This window comes from Arthrobacter sp. efr-133-TYG-104 (assembly GCF_030208915.1).
Lineage (GTDB): Bacteria > Actinomycetota > Actinomycetes > Actinomycetales > Micrococcaceae > Arthrobacter.
The window spans coordinates 110,291-127,418 of sequence record NZ_JARVTA010000007.1 but is presented as its reverse complement, the minus strand read 5'-3'; the positions used below and the strand labels follow the sequence as shown (position 1 = coordinate 127,418).

Annotated in this window: 14 protein-coding genes and 1 tRNA gene; 9 read left to right on the top strand and 6 right to left on the bottom strand. The window is 62.5% G+C overall.

Going from position 1 to position 17,128, the window contains the following annotated elements:
• Positions 1-140 precede the first annotated feature (140 nt).
• Positions 141-608: a MarR family winged helix-turn-helix transcriptional regulator gene (locus tag QRN04_RS07630; RefSeq protein ID WP_284975406.1), complete on the bottom strand. Its 468-nt coding sequence runs from the start codon at positions 606-608 to the stop codon at positions 141-143.
• 85 nt (positions 609-693) lie between these two features.
• Between QRN04_RS07630 and bcp the strand changes: the two genes are divergently transcribed.
• The 7 genes from bcp to QRN04_RS07595 all read left to right on the top strand — a co-directional run bounded on the left by bcp (position 694) and on the right by QRN04_RS07595 (position 9,818).
• Positions 694-1,170, top strand: coding sequence for a thioredoxin-dependent thiol peroxidase (gene bcp / locus QRN04_RS07625; RefSeq protein ID WP_284975405.1), 477 nt, complete (start codon positions 694-696; stop codon positions 1,168-1,170).
• 52 nt (positions 1,171-1,222) lie between these two features.
• Positions 1,223-1,304, top strand: a tRNA-Leu gene (locus tag QRN04_RS07620).
• Between the two features lie 210 nt (positions 1,305-1,514).
• On the top strand, positions 1,515-3,179 hold the full coding sequence (locus QRN04_RS07615; RefSeq protein WP_284975404.1) for an ABC transporter substrate-binding protein: 1,665 nt from the start codon (positions 1,515-1,517) through the stop codon (positions 3,177-3,179).
• A gap of 79 nt (positions 3,180-3,258) precedes the next feature.
• The gene (locus QRN04_RS07610) at positions 3,259-4,764 is read left to right on the top strand and encodes a malate:quinone oxidoreductase (protein WP_284975403.1); all 1,506 of its coding nucleotides are present in this window, start codon (positions 3,259-3,261) and stop codon (positions 4,762-4,764) included.
• 67 nt (positions 4,765-4,831) lie between these two features.
• Positions 4,832-8,104 carry an efflux RND transporter permease subunit gene (locus QRN04_RS07605; RefSeq protein WP_284975402.1) on the top strand — a complete coding sequence of 1,091 codons (3,273 nt, stop codon included), beginning with the start codon at positions 4,832-4,834 and terminating at the stop codon, positions 8,102-8,104.
• Positions 8,105-8,238: 134 nt separating this feature from the next.
• Complete coding sequence (locus QRN04_RS07600; protein ID WP_284975401.1) at positions 8,239-9,357, top strand: LLM class flavin-dependent oxidoreductase; 1,119 nt, start codon at positions 8,239-8,241, stop codon at positions 9,355-9,357.
• A complete protein-coding gene (locus QRN04_RS07595; RefSeq protein ID WP_284975400.1) occupies positions 9,357-9,818 on the top strand; it encodes a MarR family winged helix-turn-helix transcriptional regulator in 462 nt (153 codons plus the stop codon). Before QRN04_RS07600 ends, QRN04_RS07595 begins: the two co-directional genes overlap by 1 nt.
• Here the strand turns inward: QRN04_RS07595 and QRN04_RS07590 are convergent.
• Positions 9,815-10,621, bottom strand: a complete 807-nt coding sequence (locus tag QRN04_RS07590; protein ID WP_284975399.1) for a transglutaminase-like domain-containing protein — start codon at positions 10,619-10,621, stop codon at positions 9,815-9,817. The genes QRN04_RS07595 and QRN04_RS07590 overlap by 4 nt on opposite strands.
• A 139-nt stretch (positions 10,622-10,760) precedes the next feature.
• On the opposite strand from QRN04_RS07590, the gene QRN04_RS07585 reads away from it, so the two are divergent.
• Positions 10,761-11,432 (top strand): DUF1684 domain-containing protein, encoded by a 672-nt coding sequence (locus QRN04_RS07585; protein WP_284975398.1) that lies wholly within the window; start codon positions 10,761-10,763, stop codon positions 11,430-11,432.
• Here QRN04_RS07585 and QRN04_RS07580 read toward each other — a convergent pair.
• Positions 11,429-12,676, bottom strand: coding sequence for an SLC13 family permease (locus QRN04_RS07580; RefSeq protein ID WP_284975397.1), 1,248 nt, complete (start codon positions 12,674-12,676; stop codon positions 11,429-11,431). The two genes, QRN04_RS07585 and QRN04_RS07580, sit on opposite strands and share 4 nt — an antisense overlap.
• A gap of 149 nt (positions 12,677-12,825) precedes the next feature.
• Here QRN04_RS07580 and QRN04_RS07575 point away from each other — a divergent pair, with 149 nt between their 5' ends.
• Entirely contained in the window at positions 12,826-13,311 is a 486-nt protein-coding gene (locus tag QRN04_RS07575) for a GtrA family protein (protein ID WP_284975396.1), read from the top strand.
• Positions 13,312-13,326: 15 nt separating this feature from the next.
• On the opposite strand, the gene QRN04_RS07570 is transcribed toward QRN04_RS07575, so the two are convergent.
• Genes QRN04_RS07570 through nadB form a run of 3 tightly spaced genes read right to left on the bottom strand, consistent with a single transcriptional unit; the run spans position 13,327 to position 17,100 of the window.
• The gene (locus QRN04_RS07570; RefSeq protein ID WP_284975395.1) at positions 13,327-14,514 is read right to left on the bottom strand and encodes a cysteine desulfurase family protein; all 1,188 of its coding nucleotides are present in this window, start codon (positions 14,512-14,514) and stop codon (positions 13,327-13,329) included.
• Positions 14,515-14,530: 16 nt separating this feature from the next.
• On the bottom strand, positions 14,531-15,421 hold the full coding sequence (gene nadC / locus QRN04_RS07565) for a carboxylating nicotinate-nucleotide diphosphorylase (RefSeq protein ID WP_284975394.1): 891 nt from the start codon (positions 15,419-15,421) through the stop codon (positions 14,531-14,533).
• Complete coding sequence (gene nadB, locus QRN04_RS07560; RefSeq protein ID WP_284975393.1) at positions 15,418-17,100, bottom strand: L-aspartate oxidase; 1,683 nt, start codon at positions 17,098-17,100, stop codon at positions 15,418-15,420. Before nadB ends, nadC begins: the two co-directional genes overlap by 4 nt.
• Positions 17,101-17,128: the final 28 nt, after the last annotated feature.

Genomic DNA, 17,128 nt, shown 5'->3' with positions numbered 1-17,128 from the left:
GCAATTGACTCTTAATCAATGGGTTCCGGGTTCGAGTCCCGGGGGGTGCACCAAAGAAGGCCCCGGATCGTGTCCACGATTCGGGGCCTTTCACGTTGGGGCTTTCCAGCCCACTGGAGCGCTCGGCCCGTTGAAGCCGCTCAGCCTTGCGGGGCGTCGGTACCGACGGCCCCGGACTCTTGCTCAACGGCCGGCAGCCCGGCCAATCCCCGCACCACCATACGAAGTTCGTCACGCAACCGTGAGGTGTCTACCGCGACAGGGGCCAGAACGTCCTGCTCAAGCTTCACAGCTTCCTCCAGGGCGGCTATCCCGGCATCCGTGAGTGTTACCACGTGACTCCGGCGATCCGAGTCGCTGCGATGGCGGCTGATGTGGCCGTGCAACTCCAGCCTGGCCAACGTGGTTCCCATCGTTTGAGCCTTGACCCGCGCAACTTCAGCAAGGGCGGCTTGCGTTATTGCACCCTTAGCAGCCAGTACCTGCATGGCAATGACGCCTGCGTGGGTCAGGCCGATAGACTTTAATTTCTCGTTCCACGAGATTTCCACAAGGCGCGCCGCCGTCGAAAGCAATCGGGTCGTTGGCCATCTTTCCATATCTGGCATGCCGATAGTATATGCGCGCCCACCGAGAACTCGTGGCTTCGCGCAAACTAAACTGTGGATTCGCTACGCTTGCAAGGAGCAAATTTTGGCTGAACGACTTATTCCAGGTGACGTTGCACCTGACTTCACCCTCCGCAATCACGAGGGCAGTGACGTGAGTCTTTCCGGATTCCGCGGCCGCAATACGATCGTCTACTTCTATCCCGCTGCATCGACTCCGGGCTGCACCAAGGAAGCTTGCGACTTCCGCGATTCCCTGGCATCGCTGCAAGGAGCCGGCTACGAGGTTGTGGGCATCTCCCCGGACTCCGTGGAGGCCTTGGCCAAGTTCGTTGACAAGGAAGAGCTGACATTTCCTCTGCTCTCCGATCAGGACCACGCCGTGGCCGAGGCATACGGGGCGTGGGGCGAGAAGAAGAACTACGGACGAACCTACATGGGACTCATCCGGTCCACAGTGGTGCTGGATGCGGACGGCAAGGTCGCTCTCGCTCAATACAACGTCCGTGCCACGGGTCACGTTGCCAAACTCCGGCGCGACCTCAACCTGGATGTAGACTAGGGCCCGGTACATTTCCGGGACCGTCGTCAACAACCTTCGGGAAGGCCAGCCAGCGCGAGTGGTGAAATTGGCAGACACGCAGGATTTAGGTTCCTGTGCCTTCGGGCGTGGGGGTTCAAGTCCCCCCTTGCGCACTGCGGTGACCACCTGTTGCAGTTTTGCAGCAACAGGGTCAGAACCATAAGAGCCACCTTGGGTCATGAAACCCACGGTGGCTCTTCCTGCATGTCGGAGGAGGTTTCTGGCAGCTCGCTGGGAAGCTTGGCGGGGACGTTCAACTAGACTTGGACGCGGTCTGGCCGAGCTGGACCACAGCGATACGGACTGGTTTGAAGGGGACATAAGTGGCAGGCAACACACGACGGCGGCTGACGGTACAGATCGGCGCGTTTGTTGCTGCTTTAGCTCTGGCAGCGTGTACCGGAGCGCCTGGCCCAGCGCCGTCGTCGTCATCAGGAACGACATCCACAGTGCCGACGGCGACTTTCAATTTCGGTACGCCCTCCATGCCCCTCGGACTCGACCCGGCACTGACAAGTGACTCCGAGTCGTACCGCATCACGCGCCAGGTCCTTGAAGGCCTGGTTGGCGTGGATGGTTCCACCGGGCAGACCACTCCGCTGCTGGCCACGCAGTGGAAGGACAGCAACAACGGCCTGACCTACGATTTCACGCTACGTTCCAAAGTAACGTTCCAAGACGGCACTCCCTTCGACGCGGCAGCTGTTTGCGCCAACTTCAATCGCTGGTTCACGTTCCCGGCCGACCTTCGGAAGCAAGCCACCGGGATTTCGTTCCAGAGTGTCTTCAAGGCTTATTCGGACACACCGGTTTTCTCGATCTTCAAAGATTGCAAGGTCGTCTCCCCCGCCGATGTCCAGATCAACCTGACAAGGCCCTTTACCGGGTTCCTCCAGGCCCTGACCCTTCCCGCCTTCGCCATCTCCTCCCCCACAGCCCTCACGGCGCAAAAAGCGAACGTCCTGGACACCGTCCGGAACGGCCAGCCAATGTCCGCCTACGCAATGCACCCCGTGGGCACCGGACCCTATGTTGTCTCGGGCTGGGATGCGAGCAAAGTCACCCTGACAAGTTACAAGGGCTACTGGGGCAACAGGGGACAGATCGCCACCATCAATTTCATCCCGTACGACCGCGCGGAGACACGACAGCAAGCCCTCCTGGACGGCAAAATCGACGCCTATGACCTTGTGACATCCGGTACCTTCGACCAGTTGGTCAAAAAGGGCGTCCAGATCGTCCAACGCGACCCGTTCTCGGTGATGTACCTGGGGATAAACCAAGCCGTTCCTCCGCTGGACAAACCGGAGGTGCGCCAAGCCATAGAAATGGCGATCGATAAAGAGACGCTGATCCGGCGCTTCTTCATCGACAACACCACTCAGGCATCACAGTTCGTTCCGCCCAAGCTGAGCGGCTTCAACAACAACGCTCCGTCACTGGGCTACAACCCTGACAAAGCGAAGGCACTCCTGCAGAAGGCCGGCTACAAGGGCGAGGAATTGAAGTTCTACTATCCGCTCGACGCCACCCGCGCCTACTTGCCCACGCCGGAAAAAATCTATGCGGAGATCAGCAGGGAACTCGTCGCCGTTGGGTTCAACATCAAGCCAGTACCGGTCAACTGGGACGACGGATACCTTCAGAAGGTGCAGTCGCCCGGCGACCACGCTTTGCATTTGCTCGGATGGAACGGCTCCTATGCTGACGCCGACAACTTCCTGGGACCTCTCTTCGGAGAGGCCCGCGGCGAGTTCGGATACTCGGACACGGAGGTTTTCCACAACATCGAGAGAGCCCGCGCGGTGCCTAACGGTGACCAACGCAACGCCCAGTACCAGGCCATCAATGCCGAGATTGCTGCCTCCGTCCCGGCCGTTCCCATCGCCTTCCCCATCTCTGCATTGGCCTTATCCAACAAGGTGGAAAGCTACCCGGCATCACCGGTCTTGAACGAAGTTTTCACGAACGTCCGCCTAAAGCCTTGACGATCGGCCGCAATTTCAGTATTGGGTCCACCCGGGGATATTCTGTGACAGCCAGTGCCGCCGCTTACGGAGATTGATTGTGACCTTCATTTCCAAGACTCAACATGCCGACGTCGTCCTTATTGGCGGCGGAATCATGAGTGCCACCCTTGGTGCGTTCATCAAGCAACTTGAACCCACCTGGACGATCTCCCTTTTTGAAAGGCTCGACGAGGTAGGGCTTGAAAGCTCCGGCCCGTGGAACAACGCGGGAACGGGCCACGCCGCACTGTGCGAGCTCAACTATTCCCCGGCTTCCAAGGACGGCTCCGTAGACCCGTCGAAGGCACTGCACATCAACGAGCAGTTCCAGCTTTCCCGCCAGTTCTGGTCCCATCTGGTGGATAGCAAGGTCGTTGGCTCTCCCAAGGGCTTCATCAACACTGTTCCGCACATGAGCTTCGTCATCGGCGATGACCACGTGAACTTCCTGAAGACGCGCTACGAAGCTTTGAAGCCCAACACGCTCTTCCGCAGCATGGAATACAGCGAAGACCAGGCCCAGATCTCAAAGTGGGCTCCCCTGATCGTCAAGGGCCGCGACCCCAAGCAGCGTGTTGCCGCCACCCGCGCAGCAGAAGGGACCGACGTCGATTTCGGAGCCTTGACGCGTGAGCTGACCGGCTACCTGAAGGAAAGTGGCGCCGAGGTCAACTACGGCCATGACGTCACCAACATCAACCGCGCGGCGGGCGGAGGCTGGGACCTGTCCCTCAAGCACCCTGCGTCCGGCGAGCATGGCCGCATCCACGCGAAGTTCGTCTTTGTCGGCGCAGGCGGCGGCGCACTGCACCTGTTGCAGGCCTCGGGAATTCCCGAAAGCAAGGGCTACGGCGGCTTCCCGGTGTCCGGGCAGTTCTTCCGCTGCACCGATGAGGCCATCACCTCCCAGCACAGCGCCAAGGTTTACGGCCAGGCATCCGTGGGCGCCCCTCCCATGTCGGTCCCGCACCTGGACACCCGCTACGTGGACGGCAAACGGTCGCTGCTCTTCGGCCCGTACGCCGGATTCTCCACCAACTTCCTGAAGACCTCCAGCTTCCTGGACCTTCCGCTGTCCATACGCCCGGGCAATATCATCCCTATGTTGGCAGTAGCCAAGAACAACATGGACTTGACGGCCTACCTCATCAAGGAAGTTGCCAAGCGGCACGAGGCAAAGGTGGAATCCCTTCGGGAGTACTACCCCGAAGCATCGGGCGGAAACTGGGAACTGATCACTGCGGGTCAGCGGGTCCAGATCATCAAGAAGCACCCGCAAAAGGGTGGGGTCCTTCAGTTCGGCACGGAAGTCATTGCCTCCCGCGATGGCTCCATCGGCGCGCTTCTCGGTGCCTCTCCCGGAGCATCCACGGCTGTGCCGATCATGATTGAGCTGTTGCAGAAGTCCTTCCCGAAGAACTTCAAGGCCTGGCAGTCCAAACTGAAGGACATGATGCCCGGGTATGGCGTCAAGCTCAACGAAAACCCTGAACTTGCCGCCGAGCTCGAGGTAAGCACAGCCCGTTCCCTGCAGCTGGAAGTAGCCAACGCAGTCCAAAGCTAGGCCTTTCCCGGGGCTGCGGCCGGTTCCCGTCAGACGAATCGTTTGGTAGACCGCAGGAGTCAATGCAATGTTCCGCCTGGCCACGCTGTCCCTGGGAAACCGGGCATTGATCGCGCTGATCACCGTCTTTGCGGCGGTGTTCGGCGTGATCACCATGGGTTCTTTGAAGCAGGAACTCATCCCGTCCATCGAGTTCCCGCAGATCACAGTGGTGACCTCCATGCAGGGCGCGTCACCTGAGGTGGTGGACAAGCAACTCAGCCAACCCCTTGAGAAGGCCTTGAACAGCGTCGAGGGACTGGAGTCCACCTCGTCCACTTCGCGAAGCGGAGTTTCGCAGATCACTTTGGTGTTCACTTACGGTTCCAACCTCGACCGCGCGCGCAACCAAATCGATCGGGCTATTTCGAACGCCAAGCGGGTGCTCCCGGCCAACGTGGATCCCCAAGCCATCGCCGGGAACATCAGCGATTTCCCCATTGTTTTCCTGGCTGTATCTTCTGACAAGCCGCTCAGCGAGCTCAATGCCGATCTCCAGCGGCTCAGTGTGCCCCGCCTCCAGAAGATCGACGGCGTTCGCGGCGCCGACGTCACTGGGGGCGCCTCCCAGCACATCCTCATCCAGCCCCGCCCGGCCGATCTCGCGTCCACCGGAGCCTCCGTCGGAGCGATCAGCGAAGCCCTCAAGAACAACGGCACACTGGTTCCCGTGGGCACCATCGAAGACCAGGGCAAGACGCTCTCCCTTCAGTTGGGCAGCCCCATAGATTCCCTTGACGTCATCAAGGGCTTGCCACTGGGGGGAACCAAGAATCCGGCCACCATTGGCGCCGTGGCCGATGTGAGCATCCAAGATGATGCAGCAACGTCGATCACCCGGACCAATGGCAAGCCAACCCTGGCTCTCTCGATCACCAAGAAGCCCGAAGGCGACACGGTGGCCATCTCCCACGCGGTAGGGGACGCCATCGCACCCATGCAGGCCGAACTGGGCAACAATGCGTCCTTCACCGCCGTCTTCGACCAGGCTCCCTTCATCGAAAAGTCCATCAAAGATCTCACCACCGAAGGCCTTCTGGGCTTGGGATTCGCCGTTGCGGTGATCCTCGTGTTCCTGATGTCCGTGCGTTCAACCCTGGTCACGGCCATTTCGATCCCGTTGTCTTTGCTGATCACGTTCATCGGCATCTTCGCCACGGGCTACACACTGAACATCCTCACCCTTGGCGCGCTCACCATCGCCATTGGGCGGGTGGTTGATGACTCCATTGTGGTCATCGAGAACATCAAACGGCATCTCAGCTATGGAGAGCCCAAGCTCACCGCGATTCTGACCTCCATACGGGAGGTAGCCGGGGCTATCACAGCATCGACCCTCACAACGGTCGCTGTCTTCCTTCCCATCGCGTTCGTCGGTGATCTGGCAGGTGAACTTTTCAGGCCCTTCGCGCTGACAGTGACCATCGCCTTGCTCTCATCGTTGTTGGTCTCGTTGACGATTGTCCCGGTGCTCGCATTCTGGTTCCTGGCCTCACCCACGACGGCAGGGAACACGGATGGGAGCATGGAGGGGAGCACGGAGGGCGCCGGCTCCCGGATGGACCGGTCACGCAGCGTTGCGGAGACGGCCCGCGGGGCTGAACAGCGCAGCAGGCTGCAGCGCGGCTATCTTCCCATCCTCCAGAAGACCCAGAAGCATCCTGTTATAACGTTATCGGCGGCTGCGGTTATCCTCGTTGCCACGCTCGCCCTCTCGCCGTTGCTGGCCACTGATCTCCTGGGGAGTTCAGGCGAGAACAGCATGACCGTGAAACAGGTCCTTCCCGCCGGAACCAGCCTGCAGGCCACGAGTGATGAGGCGACGAAAATCGAAGCTGCCCTCCGCGGGCTCAGTGGAATCAAGGACGTCCAGGTCACCTCGGGCAATGCCCAAACGGGCTTCGCTGCCTTGACCTCCTCCGGTGCTTCGAACTCGACTTTCACCATTGTCACGGACGAGCAAGAGAATCAGCAGAAGCTCCAGGATGATGTCCGGGCCAAGCTCAAAGGCGCCGCAGGGAAAGTCACCGTGGGCTCGCAGCAGGGTGGATTCGGTACTTCCTCCACCGTGGACATCACCATCAAGGCCGCTAGTTCGGCTGATCTCCAGACAGCCAGCGATGCAATCGTCAAGTCCATGGACGGCGTTCCGGGCAGCTCCGAGGTTGCCACCAACCTCGCCGCCACACAACCGGTGGTCCAAGTTCGCGTTGATCGTGCCAAGGCTGTCGCTGCCGGCCTGACCGAAGAGCAGGTAGGTGCCTTCCTTGCTTCGACCGTCAGCCCCATTCCGGCGGGCACTGTGCGCATTGAAACCAACGATTACCCCGTACAGATCGGGCAGGGCACCCGTTTCGCGAGCATCGCTGCGGTGCGCGCCCTCCAGATTCCCACAGCACGTGGCGGCCTCACCCTGGACAGCATCGCCGCCGTCGAACAGGTGGACGCGCCGGTCTCCATCACCAGCAGCAACGGCCAGAGGACCGCGAAAGTCACGGTGACGCCGTCGGGCTCCAACCTGGGCAGCGTCAGCTCTGCCGTCCAACAACGGTTGACTACAGTCAACCTTCCTGCCGGCGTCACGGCGTCCGTTGGCGGAGCAACTACCCAGCAGGCGGATTCCTTCCGACAGTTGGGGTTGGCCCTGCTGGCCGCCATCGCGATCGTCTACGTGATCATGGTGGCCGCTTTCAAGTCCTTGGTGCAGCCCTTGATCCTGCTCGTTTCAGTGCCGTTTGCGGCGACCGGCGCAATCGTGCTGTTGCTGCTGACGGGCGTTCCCTTGGGCCTGCCATCACTGATAGGCATGCTGATGCTCGTGGGCATCGTGGTGACCAACGCAATCGTGCTGATCGACCTCATCAACCAATACCGAAAACCTCACGACGGCAGGCCCGGCATGGGCGTCGCCGACGCCATCACGCACGGCGCACGCCAGCGTCTGCGTCCCATTCTCATGACCGCCTTGGCAACCGTGTTCGCCTTGACCCCCATGGCGCTTGGCCTAACCGGTGGTGGGGGCTTCATTTCCCAACCCTTGGCCATCGTGGTGATCGGTGGGCTGGTATCGTCCACCGCCTTGACGCTGGTTCTGGTTCCTGTCCTCTACAAGCTGGTGGAGGGCCGCCGGGAAAAGAAGCAGTTGTTGAAGGACCTTCAGCGCACTCCGACCACGAGCACGGGTTCCGGTGCAGGAGCCGGAGCCGGAGCCGGACTCGGAGTCGCTGGGCTCCAGGACTGGACCACCGGTACCATCCCCCGAGTAACCGGGCGCCGCGCCGCTCCCACCCGCGGGGACTAGCGAACTCCTCCACGACAGAGCCGGGAACATTTCCCGGCTCTGTCCTGTTACAGGCTTCGGTACATGCAAATGCATCTAGTTTGAGGTACAGTGGCACTACGGCCCGGAACCACGGGCAAGGAGAAAGGCACACCATGCAGATCGGCGTATTCAGCGTCAGTGACATCACCACTGACCCCACCACGGGCCGCACCCCGACGGAAAACGAGCGCATCAAGGCGTCCGTTGCCATCGCCAAGAAGGTCGAAGAAATTGGTATGGACGTGTACGCCATCGGCGAGCACCACAACCGGCCTTTCTTCTCCTCCTCCCCCACCACGACGTTGGCCTACATCGCAGCGCAAACGGAGCGGATCACGCTCTCAACGGCTACCACCTTGATCACCACCAATGATCCGGTGAAGATCGCCGAGGACTTCGCAATGCTGCAGCACCTCTCCGACGGCAGGGTGGACTTGGTACTTGGGCGGGGAAACACCGCCCCCGTGTACCCCTGGTTCGGCAAGAACATCCAAGACGGCGTGGAACTCGCGATCGAAAACTACAGCCTGCTCCGCAAACTGTGGGATGAGGACACCGTCAACTGGTCAGGCAAGTTCCGCACACCGCTGCAAAACTTCACCTCCACCCCCCGCCCCCTGAATGACGTGGCCCCGTTCGTGTGGCACGGCTCCATCCGTACGCCCCAGATCGCGGAAGTCGCGGCCTACTACGGCGATGGCTTCTTCGCCAACAACATCTTCTGGCCCAAAGAGCACTACCAGCAATTGATCGGACTCTACCGCGAGCGCTACGAACACTATGGCCACGGCAATGCGGACCAAGCGATAGTGGGCCTCGGTGGGCAGTTCTTCATGCGGAAGAACTCCCAGGATGCCGTGAAGGAATTCCGCCCCTACTTCGACAACGCACCGGTGTACGGACACGGACCCTCTTTGGAGGACTTCACCTCCCAGACGCCGTTGACCGTGGGCAGCCCGCAGGAAGTGATCGAAAAGACGCTGACCTTCCGCCAGTTCTTTGGCGACTACCAGCGGCAGTTGTTCCTTATCGACCACGCCGGGCTTCCCTTGAAGACGGTCTTGGAGCAGTTGGACCTCTTCGGAGAGGAAGTACTGCCTACTCTTCGCAAGGAGTATGCGGCGCTCAAGCCGGCACATGTTCCCGACGCCCCGACGCACGCTTCACGTGTGGCGGCCGCATTGGAGGCCAAGGTCAACGAATCAGCGGCCGCCGCGGAGCAGGACGCCTGATGTCCGGAAGCCCGGCGTCGTCCGCTGTTCGCCTCGCCGCCGAGACCTGGGAGTCGTTGTTCCGCTCCCAGGTGGCGGTGATGCGGAAACTCCAGTCGGGACCGGCGTTCAAGACACTCCCCGTCAGGGAGTATGACGTCCTGTTCACGTTGTCCCGCTGCCCCTCCGGGCAGCTGCGCCTCAACGAAATCAACGACAAGGTGCTGCTGAGCCAATCAAGTCTGAGCCGCTTGGTGGACCGCTTGGAAAAGCGTGGACTCGTGGAACGGACGTCGGCTCCCGACGACGGTCGGGGAGTCTTGCTCTCCCTCACTGAGTCCGGACGGGAACTTCAAAAAGCCATCGGGCGCGACCACGTACGCGAAATCGCGGCGTTGATCGAGCCCGCCCTCACCGCGGCGGAACAGCGCGAGTTGCTGCGCCTCACCGAGAAGCTGCGCACTGCCGTGGCAGGACACTAGCGAAGGCTCATGAGCTCCCGGGGGTCCTCCCTCGGGAGCTCGCCGTTCACGGAAGCGCTGACCTTGAGCGTTGTGAGCATCAGGCTGCCGCCCACCGTTGAAAGGAACGCCGTGTCCGAGGAGTCCCTGCCGGCGGTAATCCGGAGCATGGATCCACGGGGGGCAAGTCCCGTGGGATCGATGACGTGCCAAGCGCCGTCGATGTAAGCCTCGGCAACGGCGTGGAAGTCCATGGGGCTTAGACCCGGCGCGTAGACGGCGGCAAGCCTCGCCGGCACATCCTTGGACCTCAGCAGGGCGATGGCCAGGTGCGCGAAATCGCGGCACACTCCCCTGCGATGAAGCAACGTTTCCACGGCCCCATCCGTCCCGCGGGAGGATCCGCTGACGTAACGGAGCTCGTGGTTGACCCAGTCGCGGACGGCTTGAAGCAGTTCCACGCCCCGCAGGGAGCCGAACTCAGCGTAGGAGGTTGGCAACAGCCGGTCGGACTCGGCATACCTGCTGGGCCTGACATACCGGATGAGTTCCATGGCCGATGCTGTGTCTTGGTCGCCCAGCCCCTGCACTGTGGCGTTGTAGGCGACGAGGACCTCGCTCGGTTGGGCAAATTCCATGTACTGGAACCTGCCGCCGTGGTGGTCGTCGAGCTCGCGGAACGGTACTTCCCGGCCATCGACCGTAACGGACAGCTTTTCCGATACCGAGGTGTATCCCGAGTTGTTGGCCACGGCAATCGCCAACGCCACCTTCGTGTCAGCTGCAGTTTTGAAGGCGAGCTCTGCAGCAACATTGCGTTCCATTGATCTCCGGGGTGTTCGTAACGGGGGTGTCGGCGGGCGGGGCCTCCAGAGACAGTAGCATCCCCTGCAGGGTGCCGGATTTCGTTGCCCCAAACAGATCCGGCCGTGTGCTGTTGCGGTCCGGGTCTAGGCTGGGAGCATGGTTCCCCTTTCGCGCGATGAATCCGAGGACACTCTCCCCACGATGTCCGCCCTGGACATAGTGGATTGGCGCCTGCGGACGTTTGCCATGTACGACAAGGTGCGCCAGCTTGCAGCGTCCAACCCGTTCGACGCACACGTCTTTTGGCGCCAGGAGCGGGATCTCATGTTCGCCACCCACCCCGCGTCCGCGCTCACCCCGGAACTGAAGTCAACGTTCTCTGGACTAACAACTGCGCAATACGATCCCTCGTTCCGGCTGAACGCCGTACTGTCTCCTGAGGGTTTCGGCGAGGAGATGAACGTCCAAACAGGTACGGACGGGGTGGTTCCGTTCACGCGTATCGGCACGTTCGACCTTCCGGGCTTGGGCTCGCTGGCAGCCTGGCGGCTGCGAAGCTACGGGGGTGGAATTTTCGTGCCCTTCCGTGACGCAACGGCCGGCAAGGACGGCGGTAGCTACGGGGCGGGCAGATACTTGTTGGATACTGTCAAAGGCGCCTTCCACGGGGCCCGGGGAACCGGCGCGGAGCAGGAATTCATCCTCGACTTCAATTTCGCTTACAACCCCTCGTGCGCCTACAACGAGGCGTGGGCTTGCCCGTTGGCGGGACCGGCCAACCGCATCCCGGCGGATATTCCGGTTGGCGAGTTATACCCGCCTGCCTAACGGAACAAGCCACCAGGGCCCACGATGGCAAGACCCGCAACCGAGGCCAGGATGGTTACCGGCGCCACGATCAAGCCGGATAAGGCATAACCTGGCCATTTGATCAGGACGTTCATCCGGGTCAGCCGATCGTGCCATAGCAGCGTAGCGAGCGAGGCCCAGGGCGCGATCAGCGGCCCCGCGTTGACCCCGATCAGCAGCGCGGCCATTCTGGCCTGAGTTCCGGCGAGTGGTTCGGCCAGAAGGTACGCTGGCAGGTTGTTCAGGACATTTGAACCCAGGGCCCCCGTCATCGCCAGCCGCAACAGCTCCCAGAACCCTTCACCCTGGCCCGCTACCTGCCCGATCAGCACGGAAGCGCCAACGTATCGGGTGGCTTCGACCACCAGGAACAGGCCGCCGGTGAACAGCAACAGGGACCAAGGTATCAGTGACACCTTGAGCACCTTGGGTCGCCGGATCGCGAACAGCAAGGCCAAGACGACGGCGGCGGCTGCTGACGGGATCCAGATGGCGATACCGGACACCAAAGCCGGAAGCAACAAAAGCAAGACCACGGCGCTTCCCGCAAGGAGCACCCTATCGGTCACCCGGGCGCCCCCCGCATTTCGCGACGCAGCTCCCGAGGCAGTTACCGACGAACTTCCGGACTTAGCTCCCGACGCCGGACGGTGGGAACCGGTGGCGTAGCTCTTGAACAGTTCCCGTCGGAAGACGACGGCGATGAACGCCAACGGCACGAGGACCGCGATGATGGATGGAGCCCACATCAGCTGTGCAAAGCCAGCGGGGCTGATGCCGTTCAGGCTGTGCTGTGCCAAGAGGTTGGTCAGGTTGGAGATCGGCAGCAGCAAGCTCGCCGTGTTCGCCAACCACACCGTGGTTAACGCAAACGGCAGCACGGGCAAGCCTGCCTGCCGGGTTACCGTTACCACCACGGGGGTGAGCAGCACCGCCGTCGTATCCAGGGACAGGAAAACGGTGCTGAGCGTAGCGAACAACGCCAGGAGCAGCCATAAGAGGACGCTGCTACCGCGTCCCCATTGCCGCAACCGGTGGGCGATCCATTGGAAGGCGCCCGCCTCGCTGACGAGTTCGGTGACAACTGTCATCGCGACCACGAACCCAAGGATGGGTGCCACCGTGTCGACCAACACAAAAACTTCCGGTACGGGAAGCACGCCGGTCGCGACAGTTACCCCACCAACTATCAGGAGAACCAGGCCAATAATCGCAAGACGCATGATTCGGATTCTAAGCCCGAATACCGCTCGGCCGTGCGAGGCCCGCCTACAGCACTGTTCCCGGGTAGAAGGGCATCGGGGAGCTACCGAATCCCTCCTTGGGCGCACCCTGGGAAGAACCGGCAACTTAATGTGTCAGGCTTAACCCTATGGAGACTGCCGCCGACGCCACTGAATTGCGGACGGCGACCCCCACCAAGACCAAGTCAAAACGGCGTCGCGGCCTGCTGAGGTACCCCGTTGTCAGGCAACTGCTGCGCTTCACGGGCGTCGGAATCGTCTGCACGGCCAGCTCCTTGGGTATCTACGCCGTGCTCCGCCCGTGGATCGACCCTCAGCTTGCGAACGCAGTGGCATTGATCCTCACATCACTGATGAACACTGCGCTGAACCGAAGGATCACCTTCAAGATCAGCGGCCGGAAGAAGCGAGCCAAGGACAACCTGAGCGGGATGATCGTTATCGGCATCGCGTTGGTCATCACCGGTGGCAGTCTCGGCGTGCTTCACCTCGTCCGGCCGGATGCCACTGTCAGCGATGAACTGTGGACCACGACGCTTTCGGGATTCGCAGCAACCGCGGTGCGGTTCAGCTTGCTCCGGCACTGGATTTTCCGGCGGGCGCGGCACGTTTAGTTTTCTTTTGGCCCGCTAGTTCTGCTGTGGCGCTGCGAGGTTCTGTTGTGGCGCTGCTAGGTTCCGGACCCGTCCGACGGCGGTTTCCACAGCGGTGGCGGCCTGCTCGAGCTCGGCGCCGGTCACGGCGGAGGTGAAGCTGAAGCGCACTGCCGTCTGGGCTGTTTCGGGGTGGATGCCAAGCGCAAGCAACACCGGCGAGGGAGCATCCGACCCAGCGGCGCAGGCGGAGCCGCTGGAACAGATGACCCCCAGGCGCTCAAGTTCCAACAAAACAGATTCGCCGCTGGTGCCGGGAAAACAGAACGACGCCAAGGACGGGAGCCGTTGAATCCGGTGGCCGGTCAGCATGGCATCCGGCACTGCGGCCAGCAACCGGTCAATGAACTCCTCCCGCAGTGCCGTGACCCGGGCGACTTCCTCCGGGCGGGTCACTTCGGAGAGGGCCAGAGCTGTGGACAACGCCACCGCCCCTGCCACGTTTTCCGTACCTGAACGCCTGCCCCGCTCTTGCCCACCGCCATGCATGAGCGGCTCGACCTGTATCCGTCCTTTGACGAACAAGACCCCTGAGCCCTTGGGCGCGCCGACTTTGTGTCCGGAGAGGCTCAGTGCGTCCACGCCCAACGCCTTGACATCCAGGGAAAGCCAGCCGGCTGCCTGCACCGCGTCCGTATGGAAGGGGACCCCGAACTCGTGGGCTGCGGCCGCCAGAGCGGCGACCGGCTGCACTGTACCAACCTCGTTGTTGGCGTACATGATGCTCACCAGGGCAGTTTGGGGGCCCAGGACGCTCCGCAGGGCGTCAACGGTCACCAACCCCTCGTCATCCACCGGCACAACGTCCACGGCGAATCCATGCGCCCGTTCCAGGTAGCGGGCGGATTCTTCCACTGCCGGATGTTCGACGGCGCTGATCACCACCCGGTTGACCGTGGGATCGGCTGCCTTCCGCGCCAGGGCGATGCCCTTAACCGCAAGGTTATCGGCCTCCGTACCGCCGCACGTAAATGTCACCTCGCCAGCACGGCAATGGAGCACTGAAGCGACGCCGGAGCGCGCCTTGGCCAGTGCTGCCGCCGCCGCTTCACCCAAGGTGTGGTGGCTTGACGGGTTGCCGAACTCGCCGCTCAGGTAGGGCCACATGGCCTCCAAGGCCTCACGGCGAACCGGCGCGGTGGCGGCGGCGTCAAGATAGATCATGGTGGGCTCGCCGGCTTCAGCCCTGCGGCGCCGTCAGTTCGATATCGAGGCCGAGGTCCAACGCTGCGACGCTGTGCGTCAGGCCGCCGATGGAGATGACATCGACTCCGGCAGCAGCAATTTCGGTAACAGTGGAGGTGTTGACGTTGCCGCTCGCTTCAACGATTGCCCTGCCGTCCACTTGTTTGACGCCCGCCCGGAGCTGCTCGATGGAGAAGTTGTCCAGCATGATGGTGTCCACTCCCGCCGACAGGACGGGCTCAATCTGGTCCGCGCTGTCAACTTCGACTTCAAAATGGGTGGTGTGGCCCAACTGCGCCTTCGCGGCGATCAGTAACTCGGTGAGCTTGCTGGAGTCGCCCCCGGTCATGACCGCGAGGTGGTTGTCCTTGGCCAGCACGGCGTCGGAGAGGCTGTAACGGTGGTTGGCTCCTCCGCCACAGCGAACGGCGTAGCGCTCGAGCACCCTCAGCCCGGGCGTGGTTTTGCGGGTGTCCGTAATCCGGGCCCTCGTGCCTTCCACGAGCCTGACGAACTCCGCCGTCTTCGTGGCAATGGCGCTCATCCTCTGCACCAGGTTCAGGGCGACGCGTTCGGCGAGCAGCACCGAACGTGCGCTGCCGCTGACCCTGGCGAGGTGCGTTCCGGCGTCGAACTCTTCGCCGTCGGCGAGCAACAGCTCCACATCCAGCGCCGGGTCCACCCATAGCATGGCCTCACGGAACACAGGGCCTCCACTCAGCACTCCGGGCACGCGCGCATTAAGCACGGCCACGGCCCTTGCCTGCGCCGGGATCAACAGCTGCGAGGTGATGTCGCCGCTGGGCGCGTCCTCGGCAAAGGCTCGTTCCAGGATCTCCCGTACAGGAGCCATGGGAAGGGCCAGATGGTTTGTTGGAGCAGTCATTGGACGAGGCTCGCTTTCCGGGTGGTGATGTGATGCTTCTCTGAAGGCTCGACGGCCGCAGGTTCGGCCACGCTGTCGCTGCGGTAATGCGCGCCGAGCGATGCCCTCCGCTTCCGCGCCGCACGCACCAGCAACTGGGCGGCGAGCAGCAAGTTGGAGTCCTCGTGCGCCTGAATATCCAAGGACCTGGAGACAACCAAGGGCACGACGTCGGCCTCCCACGCAGCCAGGGCAGCCTCGGCTTCAGCGAGCAGCAGCCCGTTCCGCAGGACGCCGGCCTTGGCCGTCATCAGCCGCTGCAATGTCTGCCGTGAGAAGCCGCTGGATGCTGGTGCATCGGCGGGCTCGTTGAGCGGGAGCACGTCAGTGGTTCCGCGCGGAGCCCTGCGGTCTTCGGAAAGGAAGCCTTGGATAGCCCGCCGGCCAAACACCAGCCCCTCCAGCAAGGAATTGCTGGCCAGCCGGTTGGCGCCCTGAACTCCTGTGCAAGCGACTTCGCCAGCGGCCAACAGCCCGGGAACGGAGGTTCGTCCGTAAAGATCGGTGACCACTCCGCCCATCCAGTAGTGTGCTGCCGGGGCCACGGGGACCGGTTCCCGGGTCCAGTCGATTCCGGCTTGCCGGGTGCGGGCGGAGATGGTGGGGAATCTCTTGCTGAGGAAACCGCTCCCGCGCTGGGCTTCGATGACCGTTGCATCGAGGAACACATGGCCGTTGGGGTCCCCAAGCGCAGCAAGGTGGAGTGCGATGCTTCGGGAAACGACGTCCCGGGGGGCCAGCTCGGCCTCCGGGTGGTAGTCAGGCATGAACCGGTGGCCGTTTGCGTCCACGAGGATCGCCCCTTCCCCGCGCACTGCTTCGGAGATCAACAGCGGCTCCGCCGCGCTGTCGGCCTGGGGAGCGGGAAACACCATGCACGTCGGGTGGAACTGGAAGAACTCAAGGTCCGCCACGTCGGCACCGGCACGCCACGCAAGGGCCAGCCCATCAGCTGTGGCCACGGACGGGTTGGTGGTTTGCGCGAAGAGTTGCCCGGCCCCACCGGTGGCCAAAAGTACAGCGTCACCGTGGGTGCTGTGCAGGGCCCCATTGTGGAGGAACTCCACGCCGGAGACGCGTCCGGACCCTGCACCCGCTTGTATCAGCGCCGTCACCTGGGCGTGCCCGATGACGTGGATCCTGCCTGCAGCATGGAACTCCAGCACGGTCTTGATCAGTGCTGCCGCCACATGGGCCCCGGTGGCATCTCCACCTGCGTGCAAGATGCGCGGCGCCGAGTGCGCCGCTTCCAGGCCCAAGGCCGGTTCGCCGTCGTCGTCAAGATCGAAGCTGACACCGAACCGGGCGAGTCCGGCGATGTCGGTGCGGGCCTCGGTGCACAGCACCCGGACGGCTTCCTCGTTGCAATGCCCGGCACCGGCCCTGATGGTGTCGGCGATGTGCGCCGCCACCGTGTCACCGGGCGCCGGTTCATCGAGCACCGCAGAGATGCCACCTTGGGCGAAGTACGTGTTGCTGTCCGCGAGCGCGCCCTTGGTCAGCAGCACGACGTCGGAACCGGCTTCGGCGGCCAGCAGCGCGGAATACAGCCCCGCGATGCCGCTTCCGACGACGATCAGCCGTTGCCGGGGCCCTTTGGCAGGGCTGCCTGCAGCGATAGGAAAACTATCTGCAGTCATGTGAGGCTCGATTCGGCTAGTGGTTGTT